The 26,983-nt window shown below is 60.3% G+C and carries 28 protein-coding genes and 3 pseudogenes; 11 read left to right on the top strand and 20 right to left on the bottom strand.

Features of this window, described 5'->3' with window-relative positions; translation table 11 throughout:
* Nucleotides 1–206 (bottom strand): annotated as a pseudogene (locus tag AB4Y87_RS25485) (F420-dependent glucose-6-phosphate dehydrogenase); the annotation flags it as partial.
* Between the two features lie 360 nt (nucleotides 207–566).
* Between AB4Y87_RS25485 and AB4Y87_RS25480 the strand changes: the two are divergent.
* The 4 genes from AB4Y87_RS25480 (at nucleotide 567) to AB4Y87_RS25465 (ending at nucleotide 2,698) form a co-directional block, all read left to right on the top strand.
* The gene (locus AB4Y87_RS25480) at nucleotides 567–1,109 is read left to right on the top strand and encodes an NUDIX domain-containing protein (RefSeq protein WP_442007010.1); all 543 of its coding nucleotides are present in this window, start codon (nucleotides 567–569) and stop codon (nucleotides 1,107–1,109) included.
* Nucleotides 1,106–1,573, top strand: coding sequence for a riboflavin kinase (locus AB4Y87_RS25475; RefSeq protein WP_442007009.1), 468 nt, complete (start codon nucleotides 1,106–1,108; stop codon nucleotides 1,571–1,573). The genes AB4Y87_RS25480 and AB4Y87_RS25475 overlap by 4 nt, the downstream gene beginning before the upstream one ends.
* A gap of 665 nt (nucleotides 1,574–2,238) precedes the next feature.
* On the top strand, nucleotides 2,239–2,409 hold the full coding sequence (locus tag AB4Y87_RS25470) for a hypothetical protein (RefSeq protein WP_442007012.1): 171 nt from the start codon (nucleotides 2,239–2,241) through the stop codon (nucleotides 2,407–2,409).
* Nucleotides 2,360–2,698 (top strand): MmgE/PrpD family protein, encoded by a 339-nt coding sequence (locus AB4Y87_RS25465; protein WP_442007008.1) that lies wholly within the window; start codon nucleotides 2,360–2,362, stop codon nucleotides 2,696–2,698. The genes AB4Y87_RS25470 and AB4Y87_RS25465 overlap by 50 nt, the downstream gene beginning before the upstream one ends.
* Nucleotides 2,699–2,774: 76 nt before the next feature.
* Here the strand turns inward: AB4Y87_RS25465 and AB4Y87_RS25460 are convergent, their stop codons facing one another.
* From AB4Y87_RS25460 to AB4Y87_RS25445, 4 genes are all read right to left on the bottom strand, one after another.
* Entirely contained in the window at nucleotides 2,775–3,368 is a 594-nt protein-coding gene (locus AB4Y87_RS25460; RefSeq protein ID WP_442007007.1) for a nuclear transport factor 2 family protein, read from the bottom strand.
* 171 nt (nucleotides 3,369–3,539) lie between these two features.
* Entirely contained in the window at nucleotides 3,540–4,022 is a 483-nt protein-coding gene (locus AB4Y87_RS25455) for a citrate/2-methylcitrate synthase (RefSeq protein ID WP_442007006.1), read from the bottom strand.
* 46 nt (nucleotides 4,023–4,068) lie between these two features.
* Nucleotides 4,069–5,157: an LLM class flavin-dependent oxidoreductase gene (locus AB4Y87_RS25450; RefSeq protein WP_442007005.1), complete on the bottom strand. Its 1,089-nt coding sequence runs from the start codon at nucleotides 5,155–5,157 to the stop codon at nucleotides 4,069–4,071.
* A 92-nt stretch (nucleotides 5,158–5,249) separates the two neighbouring features.
* A complete protein-coding gene (locus tag AB4Y87_RS25445; RefSeq protein WP_442007004.1) occupies nucleotides 5,250–7,124 on the bottom strand; it encodes a flavin-containing monooxygenase in 1,875 nt (624 codons plus the stop codon).
* Between the two features lie 169 nt (nucleotides 7,125–7,293).
* Here AB4Y87_RS25445 and AB4Y87_RS25440 point away from each other — a divergent pair, with 169 nt between their 5' ends.
* Nucleotides 7,294–8,496 carry an acetyl-CoA C-acyltransferase gene (locus AB4Y87_RS25440; protein ID WP_442007003.1) on the top strand — a complete coding sequence of 401 codons (1,203 nt, stop codon included), beginning with the start codon at nucleotides 7,294–7,296 and terminating at the stop codon, nucleotides 8,494–8,496.
* Nucleotides 8,493–8,960, top strand: coding sequence for a MaoC family dehydratase (locus tag AB4Y87_RS25435; protein ID WP_442007002.1), 468 nt, complete (start codon nucleotides 8,493–8,495; stop codon nucleotides 8,958–8,960). The genes AB4Y87_RS25440 and AB4Y87_RS25435 overlap by 4 nt, the downstream gene beginning before the upstream one ends.
* Before the next feature lie 350 nt (nucleotides 8,961–9,310).
* Here AB4Y87_RS25435 and AB4Y87_RS25430 read toward each other — a convergent pair whose 3' ends face one another.
* Nucleotides 9,311–10,600 (bottom strand): ISL3 family transposase, encoded by a 1,290-nt coding sequence (locus AB4Y87_RS25430; RefSeq protein WP_442007001.1) that lies wholly within the window; start codon nucleotides 10,598–10,600, stop codon nucleotides 9,311–9,313.
* 25 nt (nucleotides 10,601–10,625) lie between these two features.
* On the opposite strand from AB4Y87_RS25430, the pseudogene AB4Y87_RS25425 reads away from it, so the two are divergent.
* Nucleotides 10,626–11,153, top strand: a pseudogene (locus tag AB4Y87_RS25425) (alpha/beta hydrolase domain-containing protein).
* A 224-nt stretch (nucleotides 11,154–11,377) separates the two neighbouring features.
* Here AB4Y87_RS25425 and fabG read toward each other — a convergent pair.
* From fabG to AB4Y87_RS25395, 6 genes are all read right to left on the bottom strand, one after another.
* Nucleotides 11,378–12,109 carry a 3-oxoacyl-ACP reductase FabG gene (fabG, locus tag AB4Y87_RS25420; RefSeq protein ID WP_442007000.1) on the bottom strand — a complete coding sequence of 244 codons (732 nt, stop codon included), beginning with the start codon at nucleotides 12,107–12,109 and terminating at the stop codon, nucleotides 11,378–11,380.
* Between the two features lie 69 nt (nucleotides 12,110–12,178).
* Nucleotides 12,179–13,144 carry a cyclase family protein gene (locus AB4Y87_RS25415; protein WP_442006999.1) on the bottom strand — a complete coding sequence of 322 codons (966 nt, stop codon included), beginning with the start codon at nucleotides 13,142–13,144 and terminating at the stop codon, nucleotides 12,179–12,181.
* Between the two features lie 115 nt (nucleotides 13,145–13,259).
* A complete protein-coding gene (locus AB4Y87_RS25410) occupies nucleotides 13,260–14,441 on the bottom strand; it encodes an acyl-CoA dehydrogenase family protein (RefSeq protein WP_442006998.1) in 1,182 nt (393 codons plus the stop codon).
* 289 nt (nucleotides 14,442–14,730) lie between these two features.
* On the bottom strand, nucleotides 14,731–15,972 hold the full coding sequence (locus AB4Y87_RS25405; RefSeq protein WP_442006997.1) for an acyl-CoA dehydrogenase family protein: 1,242 nt from the start codon (nucleotides 15,970–15,972) through the stop codon (nucleotides 14,731–14,733).
* 171 nt (nucleotides 15,973–16,143) lie between these two features.
* The gene (locus AB4Y87_RS25400) at nucleotides 16,144–17,028 is read right to left on the bottom strand and encodes an isocitrate lyase/PEP mutase family protein (RefSeq protein WP_442006996.1); all 885 of its coding nucleotides are present in this window, start codon (nucleotides 17,026–17,028) and stop codon (nucleotides 16,144–16,146) included.
* Between the two features lie 38 nt (nucleotides 17,029–17,066).
* Nucleotides 17,067–18,263 carry an LLM class flavin-dependent oxidoreductase gene (locus tag AB4Y87_RS25395; RefSeq protein WP_442006995.1) on the bottom strand — a complete coding sequence of 399 codons (1,197 nt, stop codon included), beginning with the start codon at nucleotides 18,261–18,263 and terminating at the stop codon, nucleotides 17,067–17,069.
* A 235-nt stretch (nucleotides 18,264–18,498) separates the two neighbouring features.
* Between AB4Y87_RS25395 and AB4Y87_RS25390 the strand changes: the two genes are divergently transcribed.
* Entirely contained in the window at nucleotides 18,499–19,029 is a 531-nt protein-coding gene (locus AB4Y87_RS25390; RefSeq protein WP_442006994.1) for a nuclear transport factor 2 family protein, read from the top strand.
* 116 nt (nucleotides 19,030–19,145) lie between these two features.
* On the top strand, nucleotides 19,146–20,291 hold the full coding sequence (locus AB4Y87_RS25385) for an acyl-CoA dehydrogenase family protein (RefSeq protein WP_442006993.1): 1,146 nt from the start codon (nucleotides 19,146–19,148) through the stop codon (nucleotides 20,289–20,291).
* Nucleotides 20,292–20,454: 163 nt separating this feature from the next.
* Here AB4Y87_RS25385 and AB4Y87_RS25380 read toward each other — a convergent pair.
* The 3 genes and pseudogenes from AB4Y87_RS25380 to AB4Y87_RS25370 all read right to left on the bottom strand — a co-directional run.
* Nucleotides 20,455–20,691, bottom strand: a pseudogene (locus AB4Y87_RS25380) (ASCH domain-containing protein); the annotation flags it as partial.
* Between the two features lie 187 nt (nucleotides 20,692–20,878).
* Complete coding sequence (locus tag AB4Y87_RS25375) at nucleotides 20,879–21,055, bottom strand: hypothetical protein (protein ID WP_442007011.1); 177 nt, start codon at nucleotides 21,053–21,055, stop codon at nucleotides 20,879–20,881.
* 140 nt (nucleotides 21,056–21,195) lie between these two features.
* On the bottom strand, nucleotides 21,196–21,528 hold the full coding sequence (locus AB4Y87_RS25370) for a hypothetical protein (protein WP_442006992.1): 333 nt from the start codon (nucleotides 21,526–21,528) through the stop codon (nucleotides 21,196–21,198).
* A gap of 9 nt (nucleotides 21,529–21,537) precedes the next feature.
* Here AB4Y87_RS25370 and AB4Y87_RS25365 point away from each other — a divergent pair, with 9 nt between their 5' ends.
* Nucleotides 21,538–21,879 (top strand): hypothetical protein, encoded by a 342-nt coding sequence (locus AB4Y87_RS25365; RefSeq protein WP_442006991.1) that lies wholly within the window; start codon nucleotides 21,538–21,540, stop codon nucleotides 21,877–21,879.
* A gap of 516 nt (nucleotides 21,880–22,395) precedes the next feature.
* On the opposite strand, the gene AB4Y87_RS25360 is transcribed toward AB4Y87_RS25365, so the two are convergent.
* Together AB4Y87_RS25360 and AB4Y87_RS25355 are read right to left on the bottom strand one after the other, a co-directional pair.
* Nucleotides 22,396–23,760, bottom strand: a complete 1,365-nt coding sequence (locus tag AB4Y87_RS25360; RefSeq protein WP_442006990.1) for an MmgE/PrpD family protein — start codon at nucleotides 23,758–23,760, stop codon at nucleotides 22,396–22,398.
* A gap of 437 nt (nucleotides 23,761–24,197) precedes the next feature.
* The gene (locus tag AB4Y87_RS25355; protein ID WP_442006989.1) at nucleotides 24,198–24,539 is read right to left on the bottom strand and encodes a YegP family protein; all 342 of its coding nucleotides are present in this window, start codon (nucleotides 24,537–24,539) and stop codon (nucleotides 24,198–24,200) included.
* Between the two features lie 323 nt (nucleotides 24,540–24,862).
* Between AB4Y87_RS25355 and AB4Y87_RS25350 the strand changes: the two genes are divergently transcribed.
* Nucleotides 24,863–25,084, top strand: a complete 222-nt coding sequence (locus AB4Y87_RS25350; protein ID WP_442006988.1) for a hypothetical protein — start codon at nucleotides 24,863–24,865, stop codon at nucleotides 25,082–25,084.
* Between the two features lie 119 nt (nucleotides 25,085–25,203).
* Here the strand turns inward: AB4Y87_RS25350 and AB4Y87_RS25345 are convergent, their stop codons facing one another.
* The 3 genes from AB4Y87_RS25345 to AB4Y87_RS25335 all read right to left on the bottom strand — a co-directional run.
* On the bottom strand, nucleotides 25,204–26,133 hold the full coding sequence (locus AB4Y87_RS25345) for an alpha/beta hydrolase (RefSeq protein ID WP_442006987.1): 930 nt from the start codon (nucleotides 26,131–26,133) through the stop codon (nucleotides 25,204–25,206).
* Nucleotides 26,133–26,732 (bottom strand): nuclear transport factor 2 family protein, encoded by a 600-nt coding sequence (locus AB4Y87_RS25340; RefSeq protein ID WP_442006986.1) that lies wholly within the window; start codon nucleotides 26,730–26,732, stop codon nucleotides 26,133–26,135. Before AB4Y87_RS25340 ends, AB4Y87_RS25345 begins: the two co-directional genes overlap by 1 nt.
* Nucleotides 26,733–26,791: 59 nt before the next feature.
* A partial coding sequence (locus AB4Y87_RS25335; RefSeq protein WP_442006985.1) for a hypothetical protein occupies nucleotides 26,792–26,983 on the bottom strand: 192 nt, incomplete at its 5' end.

Below are 26,983 nucleotides of genomic sequence, written 5' to 3'. Positions count from 1 at the left end.
ATGGCCGCAGGGTCCTCCAGGCCGGCTTTCTGTTCCGGGCTCAGTGACAGCGGCGCCCAGAACCGGGTGTTTTCCAGCGCCAGGGCATAGTCCGTATCGAAGGAGAGCTTGATCTCAATCATCTTCTCTATCCCGGCCGGATCCCGTCCGGCGGCCACCGCACCTTCGAATACGGCCGGCAGCAGCTTCTCCCTATAAAGGTCCATGCCAGAGGTTGTCTCAGGAGAATCATCGCGCCACGGAAGGTGCGCGTAAATATAGACTTCCGGGTCCACAGATCCACACGGTCGCGCGTGAGCGCAAGTAATTTGTCGAAGGAGACCCCATGGTATCAAATCAAAGCAAGTGGTATCGTATTCAGCAGAGATGGTATCGTATTCAGCATCGGTTGAGCGATGCGGTTGACACCAGCAAGGATGGTGCCGCTCCGTTCGACTGGTGGCGACGACGGGGCGGGTCTTCATCGATGGGCGGTGCTGTGGGTCGACTGCTCGATCTCCGCGGCCTCGGAAACGGACCACCGGGCGGTGTACGACGGAAGAAAGAGGGGTGTTGTGAGGAGAAGAATGAGCACGATCAACCGATCCCTTGGCGTCAGATTAGCCTCTGAGGCCGCACCTGCCATCCCGGCGGACCGTACCGTCATCGCTGCCGTCGTCGAGTGGCGGGGCAGGATTGCCATGTTCAGAAGGAGCCGCAGTCTGGGCCATGACGGGGGCTGTTGGCACTGCATCACGGGATTTGTGGAAGCTGGGGCAACACCCGAACAGCAGGCCCTGGAAGAGCTGTTTGAAGAAACGGGCTTGCAGGCCAAAGACCTCCTCGATCTCCGGCAGGGGCCGGACCTGGTGATTCCTGACGGTTCCGGAACCCCGTGGCTTATCCACACTTTCACTGCGATTACATCCCGGCGGCGGTTGAAGCTCGACTGGGAACACGATTCCTACCGGTGGACCACCCCGCAAAAGGCCAAGCGCTTCGCTAATCGAGTCGGCTGGCTCGACAACGTGCTCGCCGCAACCGGTCATCATCCCATTGCCGTCCCGACACTCCAACCCTGGGACGGCGCCATGATCCCAAACCTGCTAGATCCGCGAGTGAGTCAATGAAAGCCACGACCCGAGCCAGTGCACCTTCCGGTACCACGCGAGTACAGCCTAGTGCCCGTATCTATGGTTGCGTCCGGCTTGAAGGGATGGTTGGGCATGGGGACGCCCGGGGTCGGGAGCTCGGTTATCCTACAGCCAACATCTCCGTGCCGGACGTGGAAATCCGGGACGGGGTCTGGGCAGGCACCGTCTGCCTTCAGGGAGGGGATGATGAAACCTACGCTGCCGCTGTCTCTGTAGGTCGGCGCCCGACCTACTACCGCAGAGGAACACGGTTGCTGGAGGCCCACCTTCTGGACTACGACGGGGACCTGTACGGGCGCATCGTTCAGGTGATTCTGCACCATTACATCCGCCCCCAACGGCGATTCCGTGGAACCGATGAACTCGCAGCACAGATCCGCGACGACGTGGCCCATGTGCGTTTCTGGATCAACGGGGCCGGCCAGGAATTTTGGACGTGAGAATCAAGCGGGAAACGGCAGTTGCGACGTCGAGCCAAGGACCCCGGCCCATTGATTACGTCGCAGCAGTAGCGGTTGACGGCTCACCGTGCGTCGCCGCTGACGCTCCGGCAGCCGGAAGAAGCATGAAACCTAATCAACTAATGGTCCGCAAGCACGTCGGATGGAATTTGCTGATCAACGTGTGGGTGGAAATCCGATACTACGGCCGCGTCATAAGAACGGGCTTTGTGGAAGATGCGATGCCCGACTCCTCCGCACTTTGGATTACCGCGAACGCGAATGACCCGCGTCAAATGTTTGAAGCATCCGAGGGATTCGAGGTATGGGTCACGCCACACGGCTGGGCGCCAGCCTCCGCTAGTGGAGAACATTAACCACATTTCAGCGTCACCCCTACACGGAATACAAGGTCCTTCACCTCTCATGTGCTTGTTGGAAAACGCCGATAGCGACGTTATGTAAAAGTATTACTTCAGGTAACGAAAGTGGTGCCTCAGACAGGGCGGTCCTGGTGGCTCATGCACCACCCGGTGAACCCCAAAGCCCCAGCTCCTCATGCACCACGTCGCCAGCGGAAATCATCGGGTCTCGGAAACGGGCGGCCCCCGCCCGGGCAGCGGTGGCGGCCCGAGGCGCACCGTATGGCCGGTACCCAGCATCGAGTGACTGTTGCTTTTGATCTCCCAGCCAATGGTGCCTACAGATCGGCCCAGCGCGTTCCCGATCGTCTACAGCGACGTTCCGTGGGACTCCCGCTCCCTGCAGTGACAGTTACCGGCGCTGATGGTCTGTTCGAGGCTGCGCACTTCACCACGCGAGGCTGCGATGGCTAATGCGATCGCCGCACATGCGGTGGACTTTGACGATTCGAGCCTTTGGACTGACGGCCGCCCGTCAGCGGCAGTGGTCTCGGCAGCCGTCGCACTCGGTGAAACACTGCGATCTTCAACCGGACAGGTCGCGGCAGCAATCGTCGCGAGGTTGCAAGGTCAGGCCTGCATCGCGCTCGCAACCGGCCCATCCGCCTATGAGAGCGGCCATTCACGGCCCCGGGATCTACGGCACGTGCGGCGCTGCGGGCGCCTGCTCTCATCTCCTCGATATCGATGTTCACGATTTTGAGTATGCCTTTACTCTCGCGGCCACTCAGGCAGCCGGCGTCAGGCGCACCTTTGGGACGATCGGGAAGGATGGACCATCAGACTCGTTGTCCGGTTCGGCTTTGTGCGGCTTGGTAGGACGGCAGTTCCTCCGGAATTTCCGCATCACGCGGTGCCGCCCCCGGAACACGCACTCGCTGACGTCCAGCAAGACTCAGGGCCAACTCCTCCTGGGAGGTGTAGTACTCGTATCGCATGTGTCTGCGTTGGAATAGCCATCGGTCGTCGACCCGGCAATACTCGTCGTCGTAGCGGTACGCGGCGACCATACGTTGCCCGTCGATCGCAACTTCACCATGCCCCATCTGGATTCCGAGCGCGGTTCTCGCACCGGGCGTCAGGTCCACAAGATGCTGATGAACACTGTGTGCGGTCAGAGAGTACGTGTTCATTATCTGTCCGAAAAACTCGCGCAACTCTCTACGACCTGAGTACGCAGCTCCCGCTCGCAGGAAAACGGCGTCATCCGCAAAAAGACCTATTAATGCTTCCAGGTCGTGGCTATCGACGAGAATGGGGTACGCCTCAGCGAGCTGCCGAATTGCATGCAGGTCGACCAATCGCTGCACATGCAGCAGCTCCGACCCCTTTTCAACTTCCGGGCTGAAATTCACACGGCTAAGGTCGAGCATGGTGATGTGGGCTCCTTTTAACGGCTGGTGCGTCGACCAGCATTGGGAAGTCAGTGCCGCCTTGCGTAACCGCTCATGCCATTCCCGGCTTGATTAGGATCTCGCTTGTGCCTGAGTACCGGTCTATGGGACCTGGTTGCCGGGAACGTGGCGCCGATTGTGACCCTGGTCCTACTCCTCGATGAAGTGCGTGGCAAGAGCCAGCGTTCGCAGGCCCATCAGGATCGGGCTTGCCGGGCGTAGATCGAGGTCGTGATCCGAGAGCAGCGCGGCGGAGACGCCGTCGATATTGATCGCGATTGGTCGCCCGATAGCAGCTTTCAGCTCGGCCTCGATCGACTCGAGCAGAAGACAGTGGTCGCCGCCATGGTGGTCTCCGGCGGTGAGCATTCCCGCAGCAATTCCTACCTGGATGGGGTTGCCGTACGAGGCCATCATCCGGGTGACCGTGGTCGTCGGCGAAATTCCGTGCTCCATGACCGAAACCATGATCGCCTCCAGAACCTGAGCCTGGCCTTTCGTCGGCCACCGCCCGCCGATAATCAGGTAGGCGAGCTCACCGAAGCTGCGGTGGCCAAACAATGGTCGTGAGCGGGTAACCGCGAATGAGCATGTCGTCGCCTTGCACCTGGGCAATATCGGTTGAGCAGTCATTGATTGCCGCCGCCACGGTCGCCTCCCTCTTATCGGAGCGGGTGGATCAGACCGGCGTCGATTCAGAAATTGCCTCCGGCACGGACGGCCGGCGGAATTTTTTACCGTACTTGGCAAGCTGTGCTTCGAAGGCCGGAATAGTGTCAGAACCGATCAGCTGGAGATCACCGAGGTAGTCGAACAGGTTCAGACAAATCCCGTCGACGCCGTTCGTCGCCGCCCAATCCGCCAACTGTGTGCCCGCGTCTTCGGCGCTGGCAATAATCGCGTCACCGAGAAGGTATTCCTCTACCTCATCACGAGAGACCATGCGTCCTTGTGCGCTCTCTAGTGATTCGGCACCGCTGGCGACTAGCATGTTGCGCAATGCTCCGCGGTCTGCCTGGTCGACGATTTGCCGTGCACGGTCCTTCGCCTCAGCAGTCGTCGCGCCCAGAATCACTGACTTGGCGCCAATGAATCCGCACTCGCTGCCGACCTCTGCCCGAACCTTGCGGAACTTCTCTGCGAGGTCTCCGAAACAGAAGATATAGTCCGCGTTCTCAGCAGAGAAGCGCATGCCGGTGTACGACTGTCCGGCATTTACGATCAATGGTGAAGCCTGCAAGGGTCGCGGCCGACCTGAAGCCTTGTTGATCTTGAAGTACTTCCCGTCCAGCGTAGCCTCGCCGTCCGACCAGAGCATCTCGACGACGTCCAACCATTCCCGGGTGTAGGCGTAGCGTTCCTTGTGGTCAAGCAGCTCAACGCCCATCGCGGCGAATTCGTGCGCTCCCCACCCGCTAACCACGTTGAGACCCCAACGGCCGCCGCCGATGTGATCAAGGCCGACGCCATACTTGGCAGCCACAACGGGATTGAGTAGGTTTGTGTGGATTGTGGTCAGGAGTGTGATCTTCGTCGTGGCCGCCAACAGTGCGGCTGTTAACGTGATCGTGTCGAGGCTGGCGCCCCGCCACACGATGTCGTCGCCGGGCAATCCAGCCCAACGTGCGGCAGGAAACGCGAAGCTCATACCCACTTCCTCGGCGGCGAGGATCGTTGCCAAATTGTACTTGTAGGTCCACTCCGTCGGGTTCGGTGCGAGCGTGGGCCATTCGTGGAACGATTGGTTCGGTTGAAAGATACCGAGCATGATCGAATTTTCGATGCTCGGTAGAGCCCGTTCGACACAATGCTCGAGACCGGGCCTGGTGGCGGGATCGGCGCTGTCTGGGTAATACCTCATTAGATGCCTTTCTGAAGTTGAAGCGAAGAGTCAACGAGATCACGCGCTCCGAAAGCATGCGACCGGCTTTTCAAGATCATGTCCTCGCGGAACCCCTCCCTGTGTCGCCACGTGTCAACCTGTTCGCTGAACCCAAGCGTGCCGCCGGGGTAGCCTGCCGCGACCGCAGGAATAATGTTGCCGGTCACGTTGCCCTCATTGTTGTAATAACCCGGCGTGCACTCCAGCACGGATTTCGCGAGGGCCGCACCACCCCGACGCAACTCGGCCATGTGGGCATCCCACGCCAACTCCGCCTCGCGTTTGACTTCCATCGACGTGACGCCCGAATCGACCAACGTCGTAATCAGCTCCACCACATGGCTGGCCTGAATCGTCATTCGGAACGGAATGTTGAACGTCGGCGCGGACTGGCGACTGTTTCCGACCATGAACATATTCGGGAAGCCATGGGTGTAGAGACCGTGGAGCGAGTAGTACTCGTTACGACCCAACTTCTCATCAAGCGTGACACCATCGCGCCCGATCACGTTGTAGCGACCCGACTGCGACGGCGAGGTCGCGAACGACTCAAACCCTGTAGCATAGACGATGCAATCCACCTCATACGCCACACCATCAAAATGGATGGCATTCTCTGAGATACGATCCGGCCCGCGGCCATCGGTATCGACCAGGGTGACATTGGGTTGGTTGAACGCCTGCAGATACTCATCGCTGAAGCACGGCCGCTTACAGAACCGTCCGTAGTACGGCATGAGACCAGCGGCGGTCTTGGGATCCTCCACGATCTCCGCGATGCGATGGCGAATACGCTCCATCTGCTCGAAGTCGATCGCGTCCATCGCCTCGGCAACAGCCTCTGGCGTCATCCCCCTGGCGTCCGGACGACCCCAGACCTCTTTCCACTGATCATCGATCAGATTACGGTCCGGGCTCTTGCCCTCCAGCACGAGGTCGAAGTTCGTCTGACGATCCTTCTGCCATCCCTGCGGCAAGCTCGACCACCACTCGGGATCAGTCGCCCGATTACCCCGCGCATCAAGAATCGAAGGGGTGCGCTGGATCAACACCATTTCCTTAGCATCCGCCGCAACCCGAGGCACCACCTGAATGGCAGTGGCTCCGGTGCCAATCACGGCAACCCGCTTATCAGCCAGCCCGGTCATACCCCCGAGGTTGCTGCCGCCCGTGTACTCGTAATCCCAACGACTGGTATGGAACGAATGTCCCTTGAACGTTTCGATCCCGGGAATGCCAGGAAGCTTAGGGCGGCTAAACATCACCCCGGATGCGAGCACCACAAACCGTGCAGTGATCTCATCCCCACGATCAGTGGCTACCTGCCAGAACTCACTCTCCTCATCCCAGCGCATCTCCGTCATCCGTGTCTGGAACAGCGCATCTTTGTAGAGGTCGAAATGATGCCCCATCTTGCGGGCATACCCGAAGATCTCGTCGGTACGCGCGTACCGCTCCGTGGGCATGTAACCCACCTCCTCGAGAAGCGGTAAGTAGATCGAGGACTCAATGTCGCAGCGGGCACCCGGATAACGGTTCCAGTACCACACACCACCAAAGTCGCCAGCGTCCTCGATGATCGCCAGCTCCAAGTCCCCCGCCTTGCGCAGCAACCCGGCCGTGGTCAAACCACCAAACCCGCCGCCCAAAATCAGGACGTCGACCTCACGCCGCACCGCTTCACGCTCCACATGCGGGGTGAAGGGATCACGCAGATACTCCGAAGCCGTGTCGAGCTTCACATACTGTGCGGTACCTTCGGCACGAAGCCGCTTGTCCCGCTCTTCCCGATATTTCTCGCGAAGCGAATCCCGCTCTTCCTCCGGCACAACGCCCTCATTTTCCGCATTCATTCAGAACCTCCGCTCCCTGTCGACTTTCCGTAGGGCGAACCCGATACGAACAACCACGACATCGGACACGAACCTCAACGTTCGCACCGCCACTATCGTGGATTCTTATTCATAGACTAATGGTATCGTATCCAATGTGTAAAGGAACACTAAAGAAAGAAGGCGAAGCATGAGGCAAGCAGTAATCGTCAGCACAGCACGTACACCGATCGGCAAGGCGTATCGAGGCGCGTTCAACGACACCTCGGCACAGGAGCTCGCTGGACATGCGATCCGGGAAGCCGTAGCACGCGCGCAGATCGACGGTGCTGAGGTCGAAGATGTCGTCCTCGGCTCCGCCATGCAAGAGGGCACAACCTCGATGAATATCGGAAGGCAAGCAGCACTCCGTGCCGGCCTCCCCGATACGGTGGCCGGGATGAGCATCGATCGCCAGTGCGCGTCGGGTCTCATGGCAATTGCCACGGCGGCGAAGCAGATCGTTGTAGATGGCATGCAGGTTGCCGTCGGTGGCGGCGTCGAATCGATTTCACTCGTGCAGAACGACAAGCAGAACTTCTACCGCGCACGCGATGGATGGCTGAACGAGAACCTACCCGGCATCTACCTACCGATGCTCCACACCGCCGAAATCGTCGCAGAACGCTATGGCGTCAGCCGGGAGGCCCAGGATGCCTTCGCGCTGATGTCACAGGAGCGCACAGCAGCAGCTCAGGCATCCGGTCGATTCGATGATGAGATCGTTCCCTTCAGCACAACGAAAGTGGTAACGGACAAGGACACCGGCACTCAACAACGCGTCTCAGTGCTGCTCGAAAAGGATGAGGGAAACCGTCCCGGCACAACCGTAGAAGCGCTTTCCAGCCTAACCCCCGTGCTCCCAAATGGAACGGCATCGGCCGTTTCAAGCGTAACCGCCGGAAACTCCAGTCAGCTTTCTGATGGCGCATCTGCTGCGGTGCTGATGGAGGCATCCGAAGCCGAGCGCCGTGGTCTCACGCCGCTGGGACTTTACAAGGGAATGGCAGTCGCCGGATGCAGTCCCGAGGAGATGGGTATAGGGCCCATTCCCGCAGTACGAAAGCTCTTGGAACGCCACTCCCTCGAAATAGACGATATCGGCCTTTGGGAGCTGAACGAGGCTTTTGCATCACAAGCCCTGTACTGCCGCGATGTACTTGGCATTGATCCTGACCTACTCAACGTCAACGGAGGTGCAATCGCCTTCGGTCACCCCTACGGCATGTCAGGTGCGCGGATGGTGGGGCATGCACTCCTGGAGGGACGGCGCCGTGGAGCGCGCCTGGTTGTCATCACAATGTGTGTCGGCGGCGGCATGGGAGCAGCGGGACTATTCGAGGTTGTGTCGTGACCGTTGTAGGACGGCGAAACTTTACGAACATCGATGAGATCAGCCGGGCTGTCGGTGAACATCTCGGCTTCTCACCCTGGACAACCATTACACAGCAGCGCATAGACGTTTTCGCCGAGGCGACCGGCGATCATCAATGGATCCACGTCGATCCAGTCCGCGCAGCATCTGGTCCCTTCGGATCTACAATCGCGCACGGGTATCTGACGCTGTCGCTCGTTTCCATGTTCATTGAACAGGTCGTTGATATCAGCGAATCGATAACCCGGATCAACTACGGTGCAGAGCGAACCCGCTTTCCCGCACCCGTCCAGGTTGGTTCCCGTCTACGCGGAGGCGTCGAAATCGTCGCCCTAGAGCCGACGACTCATGGTCAACGCCTCCAGGCTCGAGTCACAGTGGAGATCGAAGGACAAGACAAACCCGCCTGCGTCACGGAGAACGTGATCCTCTTGCTTCTTTGACCGCCGGGCAGGGTCAGTGGGACTCGGGACAATTACGAGCAACGGGCCACATCAGTGTTGCGCCTTGAAGCCGCAAGATCCTCTGACGCGCGGCCCAATCACTTGCAACTCAAGCGTCTGCGTCTTAGGGTTTGAACCGTCGTCCCGCCCACCGTCTCTGGACCTGCCTCCGGCAGCTCTCGCGGCCACGCGCTCGGGCGCCAGCGGGCGTGATCTCGCGTCGGTCGCATACGTCCAGGAGGAGTACTGTATCGCGGGCAAGGCCGATCGTACCCTCTCACCGACGCCCCGGACAGGGGAGTTTGTCGGCTCTTCGCGTTTTGTGGGGAAATAGATCCCTGGGATGAGCGTCATGCCGCCGTCCGGGCGGCACTTCTCAAGAGAATAACTGATTTGTAGTTGTCTGGGTTGCGATAGCCACGGGCAGTGCGTTTGATGTTCTTGATCGCGGTGTTGTGGGCCTCGACCTTGCCTGTCGTGGCCCCGGTAATGATGAGTACTTCAATCTCTTTCCACCACCGGCAGACGGTGCGGTAGAGCCTGTTCGTTTCCGGCCGTGCTTCTTTCTTCACGAGTTCCTCGAGTTCGTTTTTTGCTGCCGCGGCGTCGTCGAGGGAGCCGGTGCGCAGCAGAACCCGCAGTTGTTCCTTGACCCGCCAGACGGCCTGTAGGGTGCCGGTCGGATCGTCGGCGGCGAATACTTCCTCCAGGCGGAGCGCGGCTCTGCAGCTGAGGGTGTCGCCGCCGCGCAGGAGCAGCATGCGGTGAGCCCAGGCCTTGTCGACGGCCCGTCCGCGCCGGCCCTTGACCTGTTGAGAGAGGTTCTGCCGTGTCTCGGTCACGGCCTGGTTGGCCAGCGAGATCAGGTGGAAATGATCGACCGCGACCGCGGTGCGGGGAAGCCACATCCGCAACGCTTTGCGGAACGCCGCCGATGGGTCGATCGCGACGACCTGCACGGCCAGGCGCCATTCCAGAGGCCGGGCGAACAGCCAGTCACCGACACCCTTGTGGTCTCGGCCGTCGACCACGCCAAGGACTTGCCCGGTGTCCAGGTCCACGATGGTTGTCATCCACGGTTCGAACCGCGTCCAGGCCTTGGATTCAGGGTCCTGGAAGTAGCGCACGGACCGGAACCGGTGTTCATCGATGCCCAGCATTTTTGGGCTTAGCTGATCCACATCGGGGAGGGTGAGGAAGCAGGCTTCGTTCAGCGCGACACGGACCATCCACCAGGACACCGCGTACGCGGCAGCAGTCTCCGAAACGGCGCGGCCGGAGCGGATGACCGCGTCCACGAGCTGGTCCCGAAGCCGGCCGGTGGAGCGGGCACGGCGTGGGACCTGGGGCGTGGATTCAAAGAACGAGAGCCTCTGGCAGCCCATTTCGTCGCAGTACCAGCGGTACTTGGACCAGAGCACCTCGACAGGCCCGGCAACAGGAATATCCCTAAGCCGCTGCAGGCGGCGTTCCTTCCGCCGAGAAGAAATGACACCACAGCTCGGACAGCCCGGCGGCTGATTGGTTTCAACGATCACCTGTCGGCAGCCGGCAGTGATGGTGGTGGAAATGACGTGATAGTCGGGCAGGTTGAAGAGGATGGTGGCAGCGTCAGCTGCGACCCCGGTAGGCTCGTTCAAGGCTCGTGGTCCTGTTCCAGGTTGAATGCTTAGACACACTCATCCCAGCAGGGCCACGGGCCCTCTTGTCTTCTACGACACGAACTCAATTCCCCACCAACCACGAAGAGCCAGTTTGTCTCAAAGACGGAGTCCGCGCCGTAACCGCACTCGTATCGTGGTGCGTCGGCCTGCCGACCCGGCTGAGTTCAACGGCGCATTGATCGTCCATTGGACCAGCGTCAGCCCTCGTCTACGACGTCGTCGACGAACCCGAGGCCATAGCCGACGGATTCGTCATCGTCAGTGTTCAAGGCGCCGGGCTTGAGGGCTTCCCCGGCGCGAGCGGCGGCCTGAAGGCCTGGATCCCGGGCGATACGGCCCCATGCAGCTGCCGGTCGACCCCTATGCGGCCGATATGTCCTCGCAAGCTGCCGTGGCTTTCGGGGCCGGAGACGCTCGCGAGGGCGTCGAACCCGTGGACGGCCTCAAGGTCCGCTACCGCGTCGCCCAGGGGGCCGCAATCCGGCCTTGCGTCTGTGGCGTGGAAGTAGAGCGTCGTGGCGACGCATAACAAGCCAGCGAGCGTCCGGACCGAGCCTCATGCGGGTATCCAGCAGCCGAGGCCCGAGCTCACTAGTCGTGTTCAACACTTCGCGGGACCCCCACAAGCCCACCGACAAAGTCTGGAACCACGGACGACACCAAACCGGGGCACCAGCGCCCCGGAAAAGGCTGGGCACGTCCCGAACACTGGATATGACTCAAAATGACACGTTCCAGGTCAGGATGTGCGGACTACATGGATACTCCCCCGTCGATTGGCAGCACGACTCCTGTAATGTAAGCGGCCTCCTCTGAAGCGAGGAAGCCGACTCCGGTGGCGATCTCGTGGGGGTCCGCGAACCGTCGGATTGGGATCATCTCGGTAAGTTCAGTAAGCCTCGCTTCGGGGATGGACGAGATCATTCTGGTCTGCGCATTGGGTGAGATCGCGTTGACAGTGATCCCGAAGTTAGCGAGTTCCTTCGCCGCGGTCTTGGTGAATCCAATGATCCCTGCCTTCGCAGCGGCGTAGTTGGCTTGGCCGAAGTTTCCGTGCATGCCCGAATAGGAGGTGACGTTCACTATCCGCCCGAAGCCCTGCGCGCGCATCGGCTTGATGGCCGCGCGTGTGAGACGGAAAGTGCCGGTGAGGTGGACGTCCAGCACGCTTTGCCAGTCGTCGTCGGTCATCTTCCACAGCACCCCGTCACGAAGAATGCCAGCGTTGTTGACCAAGATTTCCAGCGAGCCAGCCTCCTCGATGACCTGGTCGATGACCTCACCGACTGAGGGCGAAGACACATCGACTATGAGCGAACGCGCCCCCAGACGCTCTGCGGCGATAGCCGTCTCCCCGGGGTCGAAGTCGGCAATGTACACGGTTGCGCCGCCCTCAGTGAGGAGTCGGGCGATTTCATATCCGATGCCGCGCGCGGCCCCAGTCACGACGGCGGTCTTGCCTCGAAAGTCAAACGAAAGGGTCACGCTAATCTCCTCACGGATAGGTTTTGCATTATTTCTATGAATGTTGCCTAGTGCTTGGACGTTGCGTTGCTAACGGATCGCAAGTGCGTTTGCCGTGGAGCCAGCACCGCCGGGAGCGTATAGCGGAGCGCTCACCAGCATGCATGTAGCTCGGCCGTCGTCGTGGCTTCGTGCGGCCAACTCCTCAAGCCACCAGAGCTCGCCGATTGCCATGCCGAAGTGGCCGAGAAGGGCTCGGTGAAGTATGCCGAACGGTGACTCCGGGCTCGAGTTCCCCATGGGGAAAACCTCAACGCAGGGTGTGTCGCTCACGACTGCACTACAGTGGATATTCCAGAGGTATCGCGCCATCTCCTCCGTGTGTTCGAGTCCTGCCGCCATCATATTCGCGCGATCCGAGACACGCTGACGCTCGTGCGGCTCCAACCCTGCGTACCACGCCGCAAACCCGGTACGCAATAGGATGATGTCCCCGGGTATGAACTCCACTCCAGCTCGTTGCCGCGCTCTCTCGAGATCGGCGACGGAGAATGCGTGCGGAGTTGCCGGATCGTATGGTTCCCCGTTGAGCTCGGCGTCCCTCTGGAGATCAAGAAGTACACCTCGCCCAACGATTCCTCGCCGAGCCCAACTCGCGATCGAGTTACGTCCGTTCAGGACTTCATCGAGGGTTGCTCCGTTGTAATAGACGCCAGGGTACGCTGCCACATGACTGAGGGCGTCCCATTGGCTGCTGGACTGCGGGTTTAGCGCCGAGTAGGATTCGTCAATGCTGCCGTTGTCGGTGACCACGATATCCCTGGTGTAACGCGGCCGACCGTACAAGGGCGGGTCAAAAAAATCGAGCGGCGCATCGAGCCGGATGACTTCACCGCTGACAATCGATTGGGCCGCCTGAAGTGTTGTCGCCGGGCCGTGCAGATTCAGCAGTCCGTCCTCGTCCGACGGCCCGAATATCCCCCAGGATGATCCGATTCCGAAGTCGGTTTTTGGTAGCTCGTCATAGTCCGGAAGGTCCGGCCTTTCGCCGCTCATGTCGTATCTCATTCGTCTCTTGGCTCCCGTTCTCAACTTTCCTAATGGTGAAATAAGCGAAAGAGCATCAAATTTGAAGTCGTTCTCCGACTTCAAGGCGGATGGTTCTCGTGCACTACGGCGACATTGTCAAAGCCGCGGCCTCGCTATGATCCTGGTCGTTGAAGGTCCAGCTCGACGCCAGCTGATCCTTTGCTATCATGTTTCGATGAAGCTCAGACGCCCCGCCGGCGATCCGGTAACTGCGGGCAAGTCCAAAGAGCCAAGGCAGACCACTTTCCTCGTCGAATCCCGTGCCCCCGCACACTTGGATTGCTTCATCACAAACGAAGGAAGCCGCCTCACTAGCGGCGAGCTTGGCCATGCTCGACTCAATGCGCGAAGGGTTGCCGTCAACGGCATTGGCGGCGGCTTTCATCATGAGCAGCCGCGCTGACTCAATTCGCATTTCCATATCTGCGAATTTCCACCGCAGTCCCTGCTGGTCCCACAACGGCCCGCCGAATTGGTGGCGACTTACGACATACTCTTGCGCACGAGTCCGTGCACACTCGGCGATTCCGAGACTCTTGGCAACGGCACCAAGACGCTCCATGTTGTAGGTCAGGATGAGGTCCTTGAACCCGTTTTCCAAAGGCAGAATGTTCTCCGCGGGCACCCGACAGTTTTCGAATCGCAGTTCCGCCCAGGTGGAGCCAGACATAAAGGTTCTGACGGGTCCCGTTACCAGACCAGGCGACCCCTTCTCAACAATTACCGCCCCAATATCGCTCAGTTTCGGACCAAAACGGACATAGACTAGAAACACGTCAGCTGCATTGGCGCCGGCAGAGAAAACCTTGACTCCGTTAAGGAGGACCTCGGAGCCGTCGACTCGGCCGCTAGTCTTCAAGCCTGTCAGTTCGGAGCCTGCGTCAGGCTCGGTAAGTGCAATCGAAAGGCGAAGCTCTCCATTCAGCATTCTGGGGATATATTTCTCCTGCTGGGCCGCACTCCCATGTTTTGTGAGGATGCTGAGGGGACCCACGTCGAACACATTCATAGCCGCAGCTGTAGTCGGGCATACGCTCCCGATCGCGTCGAGCACCAACAGCGCGTCAAACTCCGAGCGTCCGCCGCCGCCGACCACTTTTGGTGCGCAAAGCCCAAGCAGCCCCGCATCTCGCAGAGCGGCGATGTTCTCGGCGGGGTACTCCTTGGTACGGTGCCATTGCATGGCTTTCGCTTTAAACTTGTCGAGCGCCAAAGTGCGACTGGCGGCGATAAGGTCTACTTGGTCCTCGCTCAGGCCGAACATTTCTATATTTCCCTTTCTAGAAGCAATTAATTGTCGTAGAGCACGCCATACGCAATATCGATTGGCCCTCTGCAGCAAACCCGACTGGGATCGAACGCCATCCCTTGCCGCATTAAGGGCAAATTCGCTCGAAACTGCACCTAGTGCCGCCTTCGGCGATGCGTAGGCACCGGCATTTATTTCATCAGCGAGACTTAGATCGACGACGCAGACGACGGCATCTTGCGCACATTCAAAATGTAATCAATCGTTCGAACGACACCTGGCGGCAAAAGACGTGCTCAGCGAGTCACTCATGACTACTGTTCCCGTGAACAGGCCGAGAGCTACCGAGCCAGTCGTCCAGCAACGCGGGCGCAATCTGAACGGCGTGTTGCGGACCTACCAAAAGGTGGCTCATCGCGACCCGCGCGTTTGCATTAAGGCGAGCGAAAATTCCGTCCTTCGCAATGACGTCTGACCCCGCCCACAACGATGCCGTTGCAATGATGTCGTCAAGCGACCGATAGAGGTGAAGTGCTGCTTGCTCGATGAGCGCAGTGTGCAGCTCACTTAAACGGTGTTCCGCCGCCGCCTCCCACAGGTTCTTATAGGAGTCCAGAATGAATGCGCGCGACGCTTGGTACAGCGAAGCAACACGAACAAACTCGGCCTGAAAGAGCGGATAGTTGTCCAGGGAAGGCACCACTCCGCGACGTCGTCCCTGAGCGGACTTCGCCATCTCCTCGATCGCTCGCTTCGCTAGACCGAGCCCCGTACCGACGTGGTGCAGGGTCGTAACCCCTGTAAACCCCTGGGTGAACACTGGGTCGTCAGGAAAGTCCGTTCCGTCGTGGATTGCCATCCACTTTTCCTCGATTACGTGTTCCTTCACTAGATAGGACCCCGAGCCTGATCCGGCGAGACCAGACGGGTCCCAATCGTGCTTCCACTCGACGTGTTCAGGGTCCACCCAAATGAAGACGACATTCGGCTCCCCGTCCTCACCTATGAGCATCTCGTCGTTCTCATTGAGCAGGGCTACCCGGCTGACCACTCGCGTCGCATGCTGCGAGCCGGATCCGAAAAACCTCTGGGGCGCTTTGACCAGATAGCCACCGTCAACTGGCTTTGCAGTGCCGAAGGGTCCTTGCGGAGCACCCGAGCCGCAGGCGACGCCGTCTGCTTTAGGGCCGATCAGCTCACGCAATGCTTCAGCCGGCAGGAGCATTCCAATGAACAGGGTGCCTGTCTGGTGATTACCGTAAACCCAACCAGCAGAGGCGTCCTGACGCGAGATCTCCTCCGCGATCTGAATATAGGTAACGGCGTCCACGCCCGCCCCTCCGAGGTGTTTTGGCAGCAACACGCCATACAGACCGGCGTCCTTCCAGGCCTGAACGACTTTTGAGGTGATGACCTTGTCCTGGTCGGCTTGCGGTACTTCAGACTCTACGAGCGGCGCCAGCGAGCGTGCTATGTCAACCCACCGCTGCGCTTCTTCTGACGTGTGAGTAGTGTCACAGATCGGGGTGTCAATTACTGACTCCATAATGTTGACCTCCGTAGGGTGAGATTTCGAGTCGTGATCGGATGCAAGGGTACGCGGTTGCTGTCTCGGCCAGTTTAGGCATACGGCAACGGGAGCCGTGAGGAGTCCTCAAACCGAGTGACAGCACAGCCAATGACCGTGGTCTAAGTTTGAGCGCGGCCAGCAATGCAATCATGACGCAGCATCCGACGCTTGATACCGCACCGCGAGCTCGCCCCATTCACGGTAGCGGATCGTCTCCTGGACGGTCTTGGCGGTGCCTGAATAATCCGCGTCGACCACGCCCGTCTGCTTGAGTTCAGTCAGGGTCTTTATTGCTGCCTCGTATATTGCGTACGAGACAGGAACCGGGTCAAGCAGAATCTTCACACCGCTCTTTTCAGCGAGTTTGCGCTCTTCACGCGTGGCGCTCCCGAATCGGATGGGCACCATCATCACCGGCACTCCGGAAGATGCCTCTACTGCTTCGGCAGCATCCTCCCATTCGAAATGTGTTGGCTTGATCACATCGGCCCCCGCCTCAGCGAATAGCCGCATGCGCAACAGTGCCTCGTCCTTCGATATCAGGGCACTATCAGTCCTTGCCACGATGACCGTGTTTGGATCCCGGCGCGCCTCGACCGCGGCGCGAACTCGTTGGACGGCCGCATCGCGTGTCAGGTGGTGATTGTCTTTGAACTGCATGACCTTCCCCAGCTCTTTGGGGGGCGTGTGCTTGGGGTAGGCGAAGTTCGTGTCCTCGATCATGACGCCGGCGATACCGGCAGCCTCCGCCATCTGCACCGCCTGGCGTACCTGGAGTGGGTTGCCTCCCCCGTCGTCGAAATCGACGATGAGCGGAATGTCAATCACCCGCGTGATACCCCGGGCCACATCGATGATGTCGCGGGTGGAGATCATCGTCATGTCAGGAATCGCATGGTAAGCGACCGATACCGTAACCCCACCGCCGATAGTCACCGCGCCAAAACCCAGGTCCTGCGCAACGCGCGCCGAAAAGGGGTCGTGAATCCCAGGAATATGAATCAGCCCATCACCCGCGATCAGTTCACGCAAGCGAGCGGCGGCCGCCCCTGGCCTCCTGGTTGTACCGCTCAATGGCATTCGGTGTTCCTCTCTATAGAGCACAGGCGGCGGAGGCCGGCTTGGACCATGAGGGGCAGGATGTCGTCTTCCATCTGCTGGAGTCCCTCGTCATAGTCGACCCAGGAGATGGCCACTCCGTCGAGTCCGGCGTTGGTCAGCTCCAGCAGGGATGCGACGACCTGCTCAGGGGTACCAACAATCGTCATTGCGCCACGGCCGGCAGCGAGCCGCTCGATGGTCTTGGCGTGCTCTTCCGGATCAACGTCGAAACTGTCCGAGTTGGCGGAAACCCCCGCAAGCAACTTCTCGATCGCGGCAACATCAGCGTTRTCGCGGTGCACCCAGCGGAAGTACTGCTGAGCTTCCTGCTCGGTCGGCCGACACACRATGTGCACCCGCCCGAAAACCCGCACCTCGCGACCGTGGGAGGTCAGCGCCTGCTGCTTGATCTCGGCAATCTGACGCTGCGCGGTCGCCATGTCCTGCAAGGACGCGAAAATGAGGTCGCTGTGCGTGGCGGCGAACTCCCGGCCSGGACCGGACGTGCCCGCATTCATAATCACGGGGTAGGGGTCCTGCAACGGGTGCGGGTCCGAGAACGCRTCAACAGCCTTGACGTACTCCCCCTCAAAATCGAACCCAGCGTCCTCGGTCCACAACCGCTTCAACAACGTCGTCCACTCATCAGCGTAGGCGTACCGGGCCTGATGCTCCCGCTGGGTGAGGCCGAACATGGCGAACTCCTCCGGRAACCACCCCGCCACGACATTGATCCCGAACCGGCCCCCCGACACATGATCCGCCGTYACGGCCATCTTCGCCGCCATCACCGGATGGATAATCGGAACCTGCACCGTGGCAAACGCCTGGATCCGCTGAGTCCGCGCCAACAACGCCGTCGCCCACGTGAAMGGCTCAAAAGAGCGATCCGACAAATTGAACTGCCCACCAAACCCACGCCACCGCTGCACCGGGATCACCGCATCAAACCCGATCCGATCAGCATGCTGCGCCAACCGAAGGCTCTCCTCCCAACTGCCCAGGACCTTGCCCTCCACATTGGCAAGCGTCACACTCCCACGCATATTCGTAGCAAACGTCGCCAACTTCAACCGATTCTCATCATTCAAAACCGGTGTTGACCACTTGTCCACACGAACATCCACCGCCTCCGAAGGCACGCTCAACATCTCTTCCGTCTTCATTGACAAGAACTCACCTCGACTTAGCACACTTATCCGCGGTCCCGGAACGAACCCAAGCGGCGACCCGCCCAATTATTTCTGCATACGATACCACGGAACGCCTGAATCCGATACCACGACCGTCTGCATTCGATTCTATGGCTCGCTTGACCCTGCCGCAGGGGACTGATAGAAAGAAGCCCACATGCCGGCTCGGCGCCCCTCGGCGCCAGCATGTGCGAACCGGGAGGAAAGAATGACAGCGTCCGCCGAACTCACGATGAGTATCGCCGATCAGCTCTTCGCCATCGAGCAGATCAAGCAGGTGAAGAGCAAGTACGCGTACAGTGCTGATCGTCACAGGTGGGATGACTTCGCCTCGGTGTTCGCTCCGGATGCAGTCTTCGACGAAAGCGATTTTCCGAATCCGCTTCAGCCGTACACCAAGGACCCTGTCCCCAGTACCGTGTCCGACTACTTCAAGCAGTCTGCCGAAAAGGCCGAGTGGCCTCTGGTCGGCCGCGACGCGATTCTCGCCGCGCACGTCGACCTCCCCGACGATCACGTGATGGTGCACCACATCATGGATCCCTACATCGTGCTCACCTCGGATAGCACCGCCACGGCGAGGTTCAGGTTCGAGAGTTACCACTGGTTCCCGGTCGGCAGGCCGGTCAAATACATGCACAACATCGGCGCCTACCACGAGACCTACGTCCGACTCGACGACGGCAACTGGTACATCCATACCTTCAAGCTCGAACGCCAGCGGGTCGAGTGCGTCTAAAGCATGCACTCGTCGGCAGCAGGCAGCTTGTCGCGTGGGGCGTCACCGACTACGGTCCGACACGACATCCAGCAGGGATGCCAGGTCGGCATGACGAAGATTAGGAACGAAGCCCCATGTCCAGAATCCTGACAGAGGACCAGCTCGCGATTCGCGACAAGGTACGAACCTTTGCACGCGAAACCCTCGGCCCACGCAGACTGGAGGGTTACGGCAACCCCCCATTTCTCAAAGAGATGAACCGGCTCCTGGGCGACGCCGGCATCCTGCGCGTGTTTGCACCGAAGTCGCTCGGCGGCGACGAGATGGGTGTCATGGGGATGGTTATCGTCATGGAAGAACTCTCACGCGAGTGTCCTGGCGTCGCCCTGAGCGCGATGATGCAGATGAACATTCCCGTGAACATGGTCAGTACGCCGGCCGTCGCAGAGCGCTGGGCCCGAAGTGCACTAGCCGGCGAAACGACCGTATCCTTCGCATCGACCAACCCTGCCGGTTATGCCAATTACAGCGAGCATCCGGATCTGGCGCGCCGCGAAGGGGATGAGTATGTTCTCAACGGCGTCCGCCATTTCGCAGGACAGGGGACTTTCGCGGACGTGATGGGCGTCTCGGGTCTGGTCAACGGCGATATGCACCTGTTCTGGCTTACCACCGATCAGCCGGGCTTGACGATAACCGCGATGCCGAAGATGGGCGTTGGTGCGCCCTGGGGCCGTGTCGAAATGTCGGACGTACGGGTACCGGCGGAACGTGTGCGTGACATGAGCGTTCTGGTGAAAGACCGCCAGCTCACCGACGTGACGGGTGCTAGCAAAGTTTCGACGCACCCCATCTCAGCGATGGCACTAGGCCTAGCCGAGGGTGTGTGGGAAAAGACGGACGCATTCCTGCGAGAGCGCACGTTCAACCACGAGTCACTGGCATCGATGCAAGCACTTCAGCACAAGATGGTGCGGATGAAGCAGAACATCGAAGCCGGTCGATCGATGCTCTACGATGCAACGCAGCTCGTTCAGGCCGGCCAGGGTGACCCTGTCCTGGACCACCTCCTGAAGCCCTTCCTCACTGAGATGGCCTTCGACGTCGCGACCACCTGTATGACCCTGCACGGTGGACGCGGGTATCAGACCTCAGAAGGGATCGAAATCTACCTGCGCGACGCCGCCGGGCTCCTGATCGGAGAATGCACAACCGACATGCACTACTCCACCGTCGCAAGTCTCCTTGATATGCCGGGAGCGCTACCGGGGTCGCCCTGAGGCATCGACCGGGGCCCTGACCCCGGTCACCCGATCCGATGGAGGAACCTGAAACCACGGGTGTGTCGTCAGTTATTGTCCGGCTAGGGTCGCACGTCGCATCCCGGATTGCCGACGTGAACGACTGCCAACCCTGAACGTGCACCCTCCGCCGGTCGTCGACCCTCTCGAAAGAATCGCCCTCCGCGCTTAATACGTCTTGCCCGACGTCTGCTAGGCGGAGGATTCTGACTTCGTCGATCCCGATGAGCGCAGGGACCTCGCCGCCGGAACCGATGATCTCGTATCGCTCGCCAGGCCTCGAGATCGGCTCCGGCTCCAGGTCGAAGACGGCGACCAGTCGACTGGTCGCCGTCTTCGTTCCACTCAGAATCGACGCGATGATCCGATCCCGCGGCACTCCTGGTTGTCCGAATCCGATGCGTGCCTCCTTGACGCTACGTCAATTTCCTTTGCGGCCCCGACGGTTACTGAGATACCACCCGGAGCGCGCCGTCCATTCGCACGGTTTCGCCGTAGACCGTGTTCGGCAAGCATCAGGACCAGTTGCGCGAACTCGTCGGGTCGCGCCAGTCGCTTGGGGAAAACTACTCCGTCAGCCAGGCCCACCCTGTAAGTTTCCGAGACCGTAGCGAGCATCGGCGTGTCCACGATTCCGGGGCGATCGTGTCGACCCGGATGCGAGACCGGGCGAGGTCTCGAGCAGCGACGACCGTCATCGCCCCGTCTCCGCCCCTCGATGCCGAGAAGGCGATCTGCCTGATCTGCCCTTCGAACGCGACAACGGGAGCGGTGTTGATGATGAGCCCCGCTGATCGTTCTCATCCTCGGATGCCGTCGACGCCATCCTTTTCGACAGCCGGACGCGTCGCGGAGGACGTATGCCGCATCAAATTGAACGTCCCTACAAGGTTGATGTCGGTCGTCGCTGGAAGTGCGCCAGATCGTGCCTGCCTCGGGACGACAGGATTCGCCGCGAAGGCCCGATCCCCAGGCAGTTGACGACGAGGCGCAGTTCCGCGCCCCCTACCGCGTCGAGCGCTGCCCTCACTTCGTCTTCATGATGACGTCGGCAGCGACATAGGTCAAGTCCGTCCTGGATGGGCACCTGATGGATGGAGGAAGGCAGATCAATACCGACGACAGTGACACCGTCGGCGAGGAGTGCCTGAGTGGTTGCCGCGCCCAGTCCGGATGCGGCTCCCCTGACCAGCGTAGTCACGCCCTTCAAATCCATGATTCTCCTTTGGGTTGGTTGTCGAACTCAGGAAGCTCATCCGGGATAATCGCTTCCCAAGTCACAACGCACGCCACGCGTGCTGGGTCCCCCCTGCTCGGCAGGGACTCGATCCTGCTCGCGGAACAGCGCGATCATTTCGGCGGCGCCAGCGCGGAAGTCCATCTGCGGGAACTCCCCGCGATTTCTCCGTCCTACCCCCGGCCCGACCTCCACGCCCTCACCGCATCCGTGGGTGAAGACCCTGCCCGGGACGTCTTCGACCAGCCCGACGCCGAGGCCGTGCACGTCCAGTTCGACCGCCGCACGCCGTGCCGGCGAGCCCAGCTCCGAGGAGGTGACCGAGCCTGATCTCCACGCCCTCACCGCATAACTCCGACCCCGAAGGACCGCAGGATCACTCAAAAGGACTTGACCCGCGTCAATCCGAAGGCGAAGACTGACAGCGATCAACAGCGATCTGCAACCAACCACTTTTCGGCATTCTCAACAATGTTGGTTCAGGCAACACTGGTCACTGAGGAGTGATAGATGAATATCGGGTCTCACGGTGCGGTCGAGGAAGAGGTCGTAATCCAGGACCCCTCGACATGTGATCCCAGGTTCCCTGCGGAGCATTGCGTCACACGTTTCGTCAGCAACGAAGCGTTGTGCACGCCAGCATTTGGCTGGCCCACCGGCCTCAGCCAAGGGTGACTGTCATCGTAAGCTCGCAGCGGGCGAAACACTTGACAAACGTCGTTTTGGACACTGATCACATGTTTTTGAGCAAAAGAATAGCCCTCGCGCAGCTTCTGCTCAGGTGGCTCCGGTGCGGAGAGCCTCTGCTAGCTCACTGTCAGACACATCATCCCCGAGACCGCACCGCTACTCGAGGTTGAGCAGTTGTCCGATCGTGCGATCCGGATCAAGTCGCTCGATGCCGCCAACCACGTCGCGCGCCGCCGAAGTGCCGATAACTGGACTCGCGAGAGAAATGAACTTGCTTTTGAGGGCCTCCCACTCGGCTCCCAGTTCCGAATCTTGTGTGGGCTGATACGCATCGACTTCCGCTTCCAGAACATGTCCGTTATGAAGCGTTATCTCAACGCGTGTCGGGGCCGTCAACTGACGGTCGACCTCCGGGCACACGGTGACGAGCTGGCGTAGGGCGACAAGTCGTGCGTCATGCACGCTTGCATCAGTAAATCCAGCGGGACCGGTATCCAGGCCTGCGAGAGCGATACTGGCAGCATGCCGCACACTGAATTTGCCCTCTAGCCCTGAAACAGGGTCGCTAATGCAGCAGATGTCCGTCACCTTGTCGGGAACAAACAGGCGAACGCCGGCAATGTCGTTTTCAGTGAACGCATGTGCGGCGCGTAGCTGGGCGACTCCATTGATGGTCGAGTGTGTACCGTGACAGCTGGCGTGTCGCTTGAAGAGAACTGACTCGATCGCCAAGCGATCTCCCATGACCGCCTGTGGACGAGATGGGTCAAAGGTGGTGCTGTGCGTCCAGACGAACCCCTGCCGTCCTTCGATTCCGTCCGTGGGTGCAGTGAACCCCTTCGCCGCCAGTTGCGCTGCGAGCATGCCCCCGGAGGCAGCGTTCGCCGCATTCAGGTGTTTGCTCATTGTTCCGAAGGTGCGCCTGAGCCCCGCTGCCTGCGTGGCCGCGAGGGTATAGCTCCGCTCGAAACCGTTTACATCGAGGCCGAGGAGATGCGCGCATGCCCCTGCGGCGCCAAACGTGCCGTAGATGCCGGTGCCGTGGAAGCCGTTCTCGTAGGCGGAAGGTCCTGTTGCGAGAGCAATGCGGGCCTGTCCTTGCAGTCCGGCAACGATCGCTGCCACGGCCTGTCCGGTGGTTGACCGTAAAGCCTCACCCAGTGCGACCGCCGCCGATACGACCGCCGCCGACGGGTGTCCATCCATCCAAAAACTGGAGTCATCGAAGTCCAGTGCGTGCGCAGCCATAGCGTTCGCCATTGCTGCCTCGCGTGGTGACGTGCGCAGTTGCGTTCCGATGATGGTGGCGACCGGTCGCGATCCGGTTTCGGCTGCAATCCCCTGCGCTATTCGCCCCACTGGCTCCACAGAGCCTGCCATCGCTGCGCCGAGCCAGTCGAGCAACACGTGGCGCGCTCTAGTTATAACAAGCGGTGGCAGGTCTGCATAACTCATCGCGGCGACTTCTTCAGCTACCCGAGCGGTGAAGCCGTCAGCGCTTGTCTCATCTGTTCGCACCATCGAATTGCATCAAACGTAAGAGGAATAGTCAAGGACAAATGGCATCGTATCCAAAGTAGCGCCCGCCGCGTTCACACACGACAGGACTCGACCGGCGTCGGCGCGTTTAGGGCCCTGAGACGTGATCGTTGACGAACGTGCCGATACCTTCAAGAGCCTTACGCGCTTCCGGCAGGAAGGTGACAAACTGGTCGCGGTGATTGGTACCTGTGCAACAGCGGTGCGCTGAAGGCGAGCCATAGTCTCCGCGTCCTCACGACCTTGGAATCATATTCAGAACGGACGTCGATGCCAGCGCCCCATCCCCTTCCCGAGGAATCGCGGTCGCGACATTCACCTAACTCAGGTCTGAATTCGATGTCAACAGAGCGTGTTGGCTCATCAAAGATGCCCGCGTAGCGGTTGGGAAGACTGGTCTCGACGCCCCTCCCCGGCGCTCAGCAAAGGTTGTGGATTGCCCCGGCCCAGCGCGGTCCGGAGACGGCCCGGCGAAGCGCCCTAGCGCGTGTGTGGAAGTCGATCTTTGGCATGCGCGGGGAATCGTCAGTTTGACTCCCAGGATCAGTCCAGGTGGCTGTCGGTGCGGCATTTGGGGATGTTGTGCAGTGATCGGTGATCAGGCCCATGCCGGCATATTCGCGCACGGCGGCGATGCCGGCAACAGCATCGGACTTGGTATCGAAGGGCTTGGAAACTGCCATGACAGTACCATCGGGTGCGGTCAGCCGAAACCTGAACGCTGATTCCGGGTCGACAAAGAGTTCGAACATTCCTGCCATTGCGATCCTTTCGTCTGCGGGATCTTGAGGCCGCATCTTTGCCACCCCAACAAGCACGGGGCATCGTTGCCTCCGTTTTCCCTGCCGGATCCCGCGGTCCAAATTTTCATCAATTCAGCATGCGTTCCTCGAGTTTCCCGTGGGAATGTTGCCAGCGCAAGCTTTTGACCGGCATCCAGTCGAAGTCATCACCTGCTCTCGCGTCCACAGGCGCACTTTCCTCGGGGAGTTCACGAGACGGGCCTCGGCGCCTCGCAGTGTGTCACACAAATGTTGACCTCTCCCCCGGCTGTCAACTAATGGTGACGCATGGAGGTGGACCGATGAAAACACTGATTGCGTCCATGGACGGAAAGGACTGGCTGAAGCCTGCAGGCGATCGACCAGCCGCTGATTACGCAATCCCCGATTTCGGCCGCCTGGACCTTGAAATCCTTTGCCGTTACTGGGATCCAGGCCGTCTGGTGGCGCACCGGCCAACAGCCCTTCCATGTAAAGATCACTGGGTTCAAGGCACTGTAGAGGCGGCAGGCACTGGGCGCTGACCCACAGATTGCAGGCATTCTGCATTAATTGCATGATTCATTCATCTGATGCAATATGTCGAGTGGGCTGTGCCGGTTGATTCGGCGGGACGGGTGCTCGATTTCGACGCCGTACCGCGTCAGTAGCCAGGGCTGGTCCCAGAGGCCTTTGTGTTCACGAATGCGCCGATCTGCTCCAGCGCTTCCTGTCCTTCAGGCAGGAATGACGAGAACAGCGTCCAGACGTGCACCATGTCGTTGTACTCGCGATATTCGACGCGCGCCCCTTCCCGCTCAAGCTTCTCCGCTAGATTGCGTGAGTCGTCCAGCAGGACCTCCGCACCCCCCACGAGCAATAGGCAAGGCGGCAGCCAGCCGAGATCGGACAGCATCGGGAACGCTGCCGGCACCTCAGCCGGTCCTCGCCCGCCGAGGTACAGACCGGCAGCGCGTTGAATGCCTTTGCGCGAAACGACCGGGTCGATGTTTGCGCGCTCTTCGTAGCTGGGATTGGTGACTGTCAGGTCGACGAGTGGCGACACGAGGACGATGCGGCCCGGGAGTGTCGCCCCTGTGCGGTGCAAATCCCACAAGGAGCTGATCACCAGTCCCCCGCCTGCAGAGTCTCCAATTGCGAAGCATGACTGAGGCCCAACTTCGTCGATCGCGGCAGCAAGGACGCTTCGCGCATCGTCGAGGGCCGCCGGAAACGGATGCTCCGGGGCCAGACGGTACTCCGCCACGAAGACCCGCGCGTCGGTTGCCCGTGACACCTCCGCAGCATACGCACGATAGCCCTTGGCCGATCCGATGATGTAGCCGCCTCCGTGCAGCATCACGCCGATCCGTCCGGTAGAGGCGCCAGCGGCGTGGACCCAGTACCCGTCGACGCCTCCGTACGTGGCGGCGGTGATCGATGCGTCCTCGGGAATGGGCAGCTGTGCGAGCACCGCCTCATAGCCCTCGCGGCGGTCCTCCAGTGTTCCCCCACCGTGGGCCGGCAGTGCGTGCTCCAGCATCGCCTTGGCCCGGTCGAGGGGAGTTGAAACTATCGACTTGGTCTCTGCCATCATTGAACCCTTTCGTTGCGAGCCGCTTGTGCACCCAGATGACTAGGCAGCTCCTCCGGAATCTCTGCGTCTCGCGGCGCGGTGCCGGGAACGCGAACGCGCTGGCGACCGGCGAGGCTACTACCCAAAGCATCGTGGGACGAAAAGTACTCATAACGCATCTGTCGGCGAGCGAACAACCATCGGCCCTCGACCCAGCGATACTCGTCGTCGTAGCGATACGCTGCGAGACACCGTTGCCCCTTGATCGCTACCTCTCCATGCCCCATCTGCACACCGACCGCTGTCTTCGCACCCAACGCCAGGTCCACCACGTGCGAATGAACGCTATGGACGGTCATGGAGTAGGTGCGCATGATCTGAGCGAAGAACTCACGCAACTCCTTGCGACCTGTGTGCACATGTCCGGCACGCAGGAAAGTGCCGTCCTGCGCGAACAAGTCGACAAGGGCGTTCAAGTCGTGGCTGTCCACGAGGATCGGATAGATCGCACCCAGTTGCTGGATTGCCTGCACATCAGCCAACCGCTGCACGTGCAGTAGTTCCGACCCTGCCTCAATGCGGGGGCTAACGTTAACGGTGTTGAAGTCCAGTGTCATGGTGCACCTCCTTATTGCGTTCTATGCCTTCTGTAAGATCCCAGTCCTGCACGAGATGTCTATTCGGTTGTGCGTAGATGTTGTGGCCCGGTGTAAGTGACTTGGCTGCCGGGAACGTGGCGCCACTTCTGACCCTGGTCCTGCTCTTCGATGAAGTGCGCAGCAAGAGACAACGTCCGTGAAGTCATCAGGATGGGACGTGCCAGGCGGGGATCGAGGCCGAGGTCCAAGAGCAGCGCAGCGGAGACGCC

The sequence above is a fragment of the Paenarthrobacter sp. RAF54_2 genome, from assembly GCF_052113945.1.
In the GTDB taxonomy this organism is placed as follows: domain Bacteria; phylum Actinomycetota; class Actinomycetes; order Actinomycetales; family Micrococcaceae; genus Arthrobacter.
Note: the sequence above shows the minus strand (reverse complement) of the source record. Positions and strands in the feature narration are given on the sequence as shown.

What these genes read in the sequence shown, in the direction of transcription:
- AB4Y87_RS25480 (WP_442007010.1), top strand. Translation starts at nt 567, where the DNA reads ATGAGCACGATCAACCGATCCCTTGGCGTCAGATTAGCCTCTGAGGCC.
- AB4Y87_RS25475 (WP_442007009.1), top strand. Translation starts at nt 1,106, where the DNA reads ATGAAAGCCACGACCCGAGCCAGTGCACCTTCCGGTACCACGCGAGTA.
- AB4Y87_RS25465 (WP_442007008.1), top strand. Translation starts at nt 2,360, where the DNA reads ATGGTCTGTTCGAGGCTGCGCACTTCACCACGCGAGGCTGCGATGGCT.
- AB4Y87_RS25460 (WP_442007007.1), bottom strand. Translation starts at nt 3,368, where the DNA reads ATGCTCGACCTTAGCCGTGTGAATTTCAGCCCGGAAGTTGAAAAGGGG.
- AB4Y87_RS25455 (WP_442007006.1), bottom strand. Translation starts at nt 4,022, where the DNA reads ATGACTGCTCAACCGATATTGCCCAGGTGCAAGGCGACGACATGCTCA.
- AB4Y87_RS25450 (WP_442007005.1), bottom strand. Translation starts at nt 5,157, where the DNA reads ATGCTCGGTATCTTTCAACCGAACCAATCGTTCCACGAATGGCCCACG.
- AB4Y87_RS25445 (WP_442007004.1), bottom strand. Translation starts at nt 7,124, where the DNA reads ATGAATGCGGAAAATGAGGGCGTTGTGCCGGAGGAAGAGCGGGATTCG.
- AB4Y87_RS25440 (WP_442007003.1), top strand. Translation starts at nt 7,294, where the DNA reads ATGAGGCAAGCAGTAATCGTCAGCACAGCACGTACACCGATCGGCAAG.
- AB4Y87_RS25415 (WP_442006999.1), bottom strand. Translation starts at nt 13,144, where the DNA reads ATGAGCGGCGAAAGGCCGGACCTTCCGGACTATGACGAGCTACCAAAA.
- AB4Y87_RS25410 (WP_442006998.1), bottom strand. Translation starts at nt 14,441, where the DNA reads ATGTTCGGCCTGAGCGAGGACCAAGTAGACCTTATCGCCGCCAGTCGC.
- AB4Y87_RS25405 (WP_442006997.1), bottom strand. Translation starts at nt 15,972, where the DNA reads ATGGAGTCAGTAATTGACACCCCGATCTGTGACACTACTCACACGTCA.
- AB4Y87_RS25390 (WP_442006994.1), top strand. Translation starts at nt 18,499, where the DNA reads ATGACAGCGTCCGCCGAACTCACGATGAGTATCGCCGATCAGCTCTTC.
- AB4Y87_RS25385 (WP_442006993.1), top strand. Translation starts at nt 19,146, where the DNA reads ATGTCCAGAATCCTGACAGAGGACCAGCTCGCGATTCGCGACAAGGTA.
- AB4Y87_RS25370 (WP_442006992.1), bottom strand. Translation starts at nt 21,528, where the DNA reads ATGGATTTGAAGGGCGTGACTACGCTGGTCAGGGGAGCCGCATCCGGA.
- AB4Y87_RS25360 (WP_442006990.1), bottom strand. Translation starts at nt 23,760, where the DNA reads ATGGTGCGAACAGATGAGACAAGCGCTGACGGCTTCACCGCTCGGGTA.
- AB4Y87_RS25355 (WP_442006989.1), bottom strand. Translation starts at nt 24,539, where the DNA reads ATGGCAGGAATGTTCGAACTCTTTGTCGACCCGGAATCAGCGTTCAGG.
- AB4Y87_RS25350 (WP_442006988.1), top strand. Translation starts at nt 24,863, where the DNA reads ATGAAAACACTGATTGCGTCCATGGACGGAAAGGACTGGCTGAAGCCT.
- AB4Y87_RS25345 (WP_442006987.1), bottom strand. Translation starts at nt 26,133, where the DNA reads ATGGCAGAGACCAAGTCGATAGTTTCAACTCCCCTCGACCGGGCCAAG.
- AB4Y87_RS25340 (WP_442006986.1), bottom strand. Translation starts at nt 26,732, where the DNA reads ATGACACTGGACTTCAACACCGTTAACGTTAGCCCCCGCATTGAGGCA.